Below are 6314 nucleotides of genomic sequence, written 5' to 3'. Positions count from 1 at the left end.
TAGTTGGACAGATCGTACAGCTCCTGCGCGTCCGCCTCCGCCGGCGCCTCGGGCAGCCCCTCCGTGCGCAGCACCTGTGGGATGCAGCCCACCACGAAGTCCCACAGCCCTCCCTCGGGCAGCCCGCGCAGCAGATCGCTCTCCCCGAAGGACAGCCGCGCCACCATCCGCTCGTCCCCGTTGAGCCACGCGTTGCAGGTGGCCACCCACGGCGAGTGCGGATTCAGGTCCGTGCCCTGGATGCGCGCCAGCCGCGTGAACTTCGCCAGCGCGATGCAGATCCACCCCGAGCCCGTCCCCACCTCCACCAGCCGCTTCCCGTCATACTCGTCCAGCGGCACCTTCAGCAGCCCCTCGAGGAAGGTGTACGCCCACTCCTCCGGGGCGAAGATGGACGCCGGCAGCAGCAGCTCCAACCGCTCCTGCAGCGCACCCACCGCCGCCCTCACGGTGACGAGCCGCAGCGGAGCCCCCTCGGGCTTGCCCCGGCTCAGCTCCGCCAGCGCGCGAAGCTCGGTCAGCGCTCGGGGCCGCTGCTCCGGAACAGCCAGGGCCTCCGCGAGCTCACGGAGCTGGTGCACCGCCTCGCGAGCCGACTCGGGGTAGGTGGCCATATGTGGCACGGAGCGTGTCACGCCCTCCCAGAGCGCACCACGCTCCCAGCGCCCTCCGTCCAGCGGAGAACAGGCCTCCGGATCGACGCTTCCCGCTCACTCCGGCAGCGCGCTGGTGACGTAGTCCTTCCCCGCTTCGTGGCACCCATGACAGGTGGGGTGTCCGCGGCCGTAGAGAGCGTCCTGGTAGTCGGGCAGGAGCCCCTCGTAGAAGAGCCAGGTGTCCTTGCCCCGGCCGGCCTCCACCTTCACCTCCAGCGCGTGGCCGTTGAGGGTCGCGCCGTCATCGGCGTACAGCTCCTTCACGAGGATGGTGCCTCGCGGGTGGGTGTCATGGCCCGCGCGCAGCGACTGCACGGCGGTGTCATTGAAGAAGACGCGCACCCGGCCGTGAATCCCAGGCGAGGCGCGGACCGAGGGCTCGGCGAGCCACCCCTGGTAGCGGCGATCCTTCAGGAAGGCAACGATGCCGGCCTCCGAGGTGTCGAGCCCCTCGATGAGGGGGGAGCGGTTCTCCTCGTCGCCACAGGCGGTAACGAGGAGGAGCAGCAGCAGGGCTGGACGCGACGGCCTCACGAGGATCTCCCAGGAGACTTCAGATCGGTTGCCATACGCTCCACTCCGAGGGAGGGTTACACACCTCGGAGGAGCCCATCATGCCCACCCTCATTCCCGCCCCCACCCGCGTTGCCGCCGCGGGCAACAAGCCCAAGCTGATTGACGAGTACATCGGCCGGGTGAACTCGAAGACTGGCGAGCTCAGCGTGGCCCACATGCGCAGCCCCGGCGGCTGGGTCGAGCCCGGGCAGACGCCGGAGTTCCGCGAGTTCACCGTGGTGCTCAAGGGCCAGCTGCGCGTCGAGCACAAGGGGGGAACGCTCGAGGTGCGCGCGGGCCAGGCGGTGGTGTGCGAGCCGGGCGAGTGGGTCCGCTACAGCACCCCCGAGGCCGAGGGCGCTGAGTACATCGCCATCTGCCTGCCGGCCTTCTCCATGGACTCCGTGCACCGCGACACGTAGCGCCTCGCCTCACGCGTCCGCGCTTCATGGCTGGCTGGGAAGAGCTGCTCCACCCTCTCACCGAGGTGTCCCGGGAGAACGGCTCGGCCGGGCTCCAGGACGCGGCCTCCTACCTGGCCGCCGCGCTCCAGTCCGCGGGGGCGCAGGTCGAGCACATCCCGTACCTGGCCAGCCCGTGGCGCTTGCGGGTGACCGGGCTGCTCGTGCTGGTGGGCGGCTGTGCCTACGGGCTGTTGATGCGCAAGGGCAAGGCGCTGGCCGCGCTGGCCGTGGCCCTCCTTGTGCCCGCCGTCCTGCTTGCCGAGCTCGATGGCTACGTTCCGCTCGTGAGCAGGTGGGGCACGGCGCCCCAGGCGCATGTGCTCGCCCGCATTCCGGCGCAAGTGCCGCCCGTTCAGCGCCTCATCCTCGCGGCGCACTACGACACCAAGACGGACCTGCTGGACCATGTCGAGCGGGGCCCCATCGAGCTCGCCACCCTTCCCGCAACGCTCTTCCTGATGCTCGGCGCCGCGGGCCTCCTGGCGCTCCGGCGCTGGCCCCAGGCCCCCCGCGCGCTGAAGTGGGGGCCCCGCCTCGCGACGCTGGCGGGGCCGCTGGTGGGCGTGGCGTACTTCCTGATGCTGACCGCGGGCGCCTTCATCCCAGAGCGCAGCCCCGGCGCGCTCGATGATGGGGCCTCCTGCGCGATCCTCGTCCGCCTGGCGCAGACCCTGGCCGCCTCGCCGCTGGAGCGCACCGAGGTGGAGATCCTCCTGCTCTCGGGCGAGGAGATCGGCGTCCAGGGCTCGTGGGAGTACGCCCGGCAGCGCTTCGCCCGTCCTCCGGCGCTGCCCACGGCGCTCCTCAACCTGGAGGGCCTGGGAGCCACGGAGAACCTCGCCGTCTACGGCATCGAGCACTTCACCCTGCGCCGCTTCTACCCGGATCCGCGCCTGGTCCGGCTGCTCGACGAAGTCCACCAGCAGGCCCGGGGCCGCCCCCTCCACGTGACGTCCGATCCCGTCGTCACGGATGCCCGCTCGTTCCTGGCCCACGGCATCCCCTCCGCTACCCTGGCCGGCGATGCGGCGGACCACAAGCCCTTCCGCGGCATGCACTCCGCCGAGGACCATCGCCACCGCGTCAGCATTCCTGCGCTGGAGGGAACGCTCGAGCTGCTGCTCACCACGGTGCGCCTGGCGGACACCCGCGAGCTGCTGCGGCAGCGCCCTGAGACACGCTGAGGGACAGCGGGCCGCCGGTCGGGCGCTTCCGGGTGGACAGGCGCGAGGGGCAAGGTTATCCCTCCCTGCGTCCGGTGGCTCAGGGTGAGCGCATCGGACCCGGACGAGACGCGCCGTACCCGGTCATGAAAGACGACGCTTGTCCTGAGGAGAGCGTGTCATGGCGTGGGTCATGTTGATTGTCGCCGGTCTGCTGGAAGTCTGCTGGGCCATCGGGCTCAAGTACACCGAGGGCTTTACCCGGCCCCTGCCCTCTGTCCTGACGGGCCTGGCCATCATCGCCAGCATGGTGCTGCTGTCGCTCGCGGCCCGGAGCCTGCCCATCGGCACGGCCTACGCCGTGTGGGTGGGGATCGGCGCGCTGGGTGCGGCCGTGCTGGGCATGGTGCTCTTCAAAGAGCCGGTGACGGCGGCGCGCATCCTCTTCCTCGCGCTGCTGCTCACGTCCATCATCGGCCTGAAGCTCACCTCGGGCAGCAGCCCCTCGTGAGCGAGAAGAGCCTACCCACCCACTGGATTGGGTTACTGTCCGAAACGGAAGCTCGCGGTGGAGGGCCGTCTGCTCCCACCGCTCCACCCAAGGGGAGCGTCTTCATGACGAACGTGTTCGCCAAGCTGCAGAAGGGGCTGTGGAACCTCAGCCCCGAGGAGCGCAGGACGGTCTACCAGGATCTCCGCCAGGCCCTGGGGCTCAAGGAGACGGAGCCCCTGCTGCCGCTGCCCGAGCCCGCGATGAAGACGCTGGCCCGGCGCGCCACCGAGCTGATGCTGAAGGCGTTGGCCGCGCACCCGGCGACCCAGCCGCTCGCGAACGCGGAGGCGCTGGAGGCCGTCTTCCTGCAGTACGGACTGCCTCCGGTGGATGCGTTCCTGGAGGCCCACCTCGGTCCCTCTCAGCAGATGGGCCAGGGAGGGATGCCGGGCCTGTACTTCCACGCCCTGATGAACACCCGGGGCATCGAGTGCACCCTCCAGGCCGCCCGGGAGGTGCTGCCCCCCGAGCAGCAGGCGCTCGTGCTCGAGCGCTTCCCCCGGGCCCTGTTCCTGCGCCACGCCCTGCTGCAGGAGGGAATCTCCGGCGCGGCGAGGGCGTAGGCCGCTCACAGCCGCAGCTTCTTCGTCGTCGTCTGCCCGGCGCGGATCTCCACCTCGATGACGGTGGAGATGTTCTTCTCCTCGTTGATGAGCCGCAGCTGGTGCCGCCCCGCGGGCAGGGCGTGATCGATGAGCGGGGTATCCCCCAGCCGCTGCTTGCGCAGAAAGACGCGGGTCCAAGGGGTGGTGTCCAAGGTGAGCTTGCCCAGGGCTGGCCGCTTCGGTGGGCGGGTCGTGGGCTCAGGGGGCTTGGGCTCGGGAGGCTTGGGCTCGGGAGGCTTGGGCTGGGGGTCCGGCGTGGGAGGGAGCACCGGCTCAGGAGCCAGGGCGAGCACCACCATGGCCCGCTCGCCCGGGTTGTCCAGCTTCACCTGACGCTCCGCCGACTTCCTCCCCTCCAGCGTGGCGGACACGCTGTGCTCGCCCAGGGGGAGCGAGTGGAGCGTCAGCGGCGAACGCCCCGCCTCCTTCCCGTCCACCCGGATCAGGGCACCGGGAGGATCCGTCTCGATGGTGAGCACCGGCGGTGCGGGAGCCACGGGGGCGCTCACGGGCGGAGGGACAGGCGGCTCAACGGACGCTCCTGGGAGAAGGGCGAGGACCGCCCCGGCTCCCACGAGGATCAGCAGCACCGCGGCGCCTGCGAGTGGCAGCCAGGAGCGCCGGCGCCAGGCCTGCTCCAGCGTGGTCTCCTCCTCGACAGGGAGCGGGCTTCCCGGCATCGAGTCGCCCGTGGAGCTGCGCGCCGCCCGGCGAGTGCTATTCGGGGTGAGCTCCCCGGAGCGGGCCGCATCCAGCAGCCGGGCGCGCTCCTGGATTCGGGCGCTGAAGCGCTCGGACATGTACTGGCCCAGCTCGGCGGACCCGGGCACGTCCTGCTGGGTCCTCAGCCACTCCTCCAGCGCGTTCTGGAAGTGGCGTGCGGTGGGGTAGCGCTGGGCGGGATCGCGTGCGAGCGCTCGAGCAATGATGCGGCTCAGGGCCTCGGGGACGTCGGGGCTGCGCTCGTGCGCGAGCGGGATGGGATCATCGCTGGCCACCACCTTCAGCGCGGTGAGCGGATCCGGGAACTGGAAGAGCCGCGAGCCCGTCACCAGCTCGAAGAGGATGATCCCCAGGGCGAAGATGTCGCTGCGGGCATCGAGCGTCTGGCCTCGCGCCTGCTCGGGCGACATGTACGCCGTCTTGCCCTTGACCTGGCCCGCCATGGTCTGGCTCTCGCGAGAGGCCGCCTTGGCAATGCCGAAGTCCACCACCTTCACCAGCCCGTCATAGGTGACGAGGATGTTCTGGGGGGACACATCCCGGTGGACGATGCCGAGCAGCACCCCATCCGCCCCGGTCTTGGCATGGGCGTAGGCCAGGCCCTCGGCCGCATTGGCGATGATGCGCACCGCCAAGGGGATGGGCAGCGCCTTGCCCTGGCGCGAGCCGGCTCGCGCGATGGCGGCCAGGTTCTCGCCCGGCAGGTACTCCATGGCGATGTAGAAGGCCCCCGCCTCTTCTCCCAGATCGAAGATCTGGACGATGTGCGGGTGGTTGAGCTGCGCGGCGATCCGGGCCTCGTCGAGGAACATCCCCACGAACTCCGGATCCGTGCCCAACCCGTCGAGGATGCGCTTGATGACGACGAACTTCTCGAAGCCCTTGGGCCCCGCCTGGCGCGCCAGCCAGATCTCCGCCATGCCCCCGATGGCGAGCCTCGCCAGCAGGCTGTAGCGCCCCACCGTCAGCCCCTGCTGCCAGATGGCAGGGGCCTCCGAAGGAGCCAGGAGGTGGTGGGTGTCGCTCACGGGGGAACTTTCTTCATCCTGCCGGGGGCCTGTCAATTCGACGGTTTCCCAAAGCAAGGATTAACATGGATCCCGCCTTGTCTTGCCCCCCCTCGCTCATTGCCCTCACGGCAGCCTTGCTCCTGGCCCCCCTGGCGTGGGGCGAGACGGCCAACCCGGAGCTGTCCCGCGCCCGCCAGTTCCTCGAAGGGCTGCGCTACACCGAGGCAGCCCGGGCCCTGGAGGCGGCCCGAGCGCGCCCTGGCAATGACCGGGACACCCTCCTTCAGATCCTCGAGCTCCAGGGCGTGGTGGCCGCCATGCTCCAGCAGCCGGCAAAGGCTCGCACGGCCTTCCAGACCCTGGTGGTGCTCGCGCCGGATCACCAGCTCACAGGGGACTACGCCCCCCGGGTGGTGACGCCTTTCTTCGAGGCCAAGGGCTGGGTGGCGGATCAGGGTGCGGCGCTGCGATTCGAGGCGGCCCCCGCGAGCAAGACGCACGCCCACATCGAGGCCGTGGCGGTGCAGGTGAAGACGGACTTCCTGAAGCTGGGCCGTGGGGTGCGCTTTCACCTGAACACCGAGG

General features: G+C 70.4%; 6 protein-coding genes, 2 pseudogenes and 1 riboswitch. Of the genes and pseudogenes, 5 read left to right on the top strand and 3 right to left on the bottom strand.

Features of this window, described 5'->3' with window-relative positions; genetic code table 11:
* A pseudogene (locus VD972_RS22365) lies at window positions 1-614 on the bottom strand (S-adenosyl-L-methionine--L-methionine S-methyltransferase); the annotation flags it as partial.
* 96 nt (window positions 615-710) lie between these two features.
* The gene (locus VD972_RS22360) at window positions 711-1190 is read right to left on the bottom strand and encodes a hypothetical protein (protein ID WP_324990186.1); all 480 of its coding nucleotides are present in this window, start codon (window positions 1188-1190) and stop codon (window positions 711-713) included.
* A gap of 80 nt (window positions 1191-1270) precedes the next feature.
* Here VD972_RS22360 and VD972_RS22355 point away from each other — a divergent pair, with 80 nt between their 5' ends.
* The 4 genes from VD972_RS22355 (at window position 1271) to VD972_RS22340 (ending at window position 3954) form a co-directional block, all read left to right on the top strand.
* Complete coding sequence (locus tag VD972_RS22355) at window positions 1271-1633, top strand: cupin domain-containing protein (protein ID WP_324990184.1); 363 nt, start codon at window positions 1271-1273, stop codon at window positions 1631-1633.
* Between the two features lie 26 nt (window positions 1634-1659).
* Window positions 1660-2859 carry a M28 family peptidase gene (locus tag VD972_RS22350; RefSeq protein WP_324990183.1) on the top strand — a complete coding sequence of 400 codons (1200 nt, stop codon included), beginning with the start codon at window positions 1660-1662 and terminating at the stop codon, window positions 2857-2859.
* A 79-nt stretch (window positions 2860-2938) separates the two neighbouring features.
* Window positions 2939-3001, top strand: a riboswitch (guanidine-III (ykkC-III) riboswitch).
* Between the two features lie 18 nt (window positions 3002-3019).
* A complete protein-coding gene (sugE, locus tag VD972_RS22345) occupies window positions 3020-3349 on the top strand; it encodes a quaternary ammonium compound efflux SMR transporter SugE (protein WP_324990181.1) in 330 nt (109 codons plus the stop codon).
* A gap of 104 nt (window positions 3350-3453) precedes the next feature.
* Window positions 3454-3954 carry a hypothetical protein gene (locus tag VD972_RS22340; protein ID WP_324990179.1) on the top strand — a complete coding sequence of 167 codons (501 nt, stop codon included), beginning with the start codon at window positions 3454-3456 and terminating at the stop codon, window positions 3952-3954.
* A 5-nt stretch (window positions 3955-3959) separates the two neighbouring features.
* On the opposite strand, the gene VD972_RS22335 is transcribed toward VD972_RS22340, so the two are convergent.
* Window positions 3960-5747: a serine/threonine-protein kinase gene (locus tag VD972_RS22335; protein WP_324990177.1), complete on the bottom strand. Its 1788-nt coding sequence runs from the start codon at window positions 5745-5747 to the stop codon at window positions 3960-3962.
* A 77-nt stretch (window positions 5748-5824) separates the two neighbouring features.
* Between VD972_RS22335 and VD972_RS22330 the strand changes: the two are divergent.
* Window positions 5825-6314 (top strand): annotated as a pseudogene (locus VD972_RS22330) (hypothetical protein); the annotation flags it as partial.

The sequence above is a fragment of the Hyalangium sp. genome (assembly GCF_035629615.1).
GTDB lineage: Bacteria > Myxococcota > Myxococcia > Myxococcales > Myxococcaceae > Hyalangium.
Note: the sequence above shows the minus strand (reverse complement) of the source record. Positions and strands in the feature narration are given on the sequence as shown.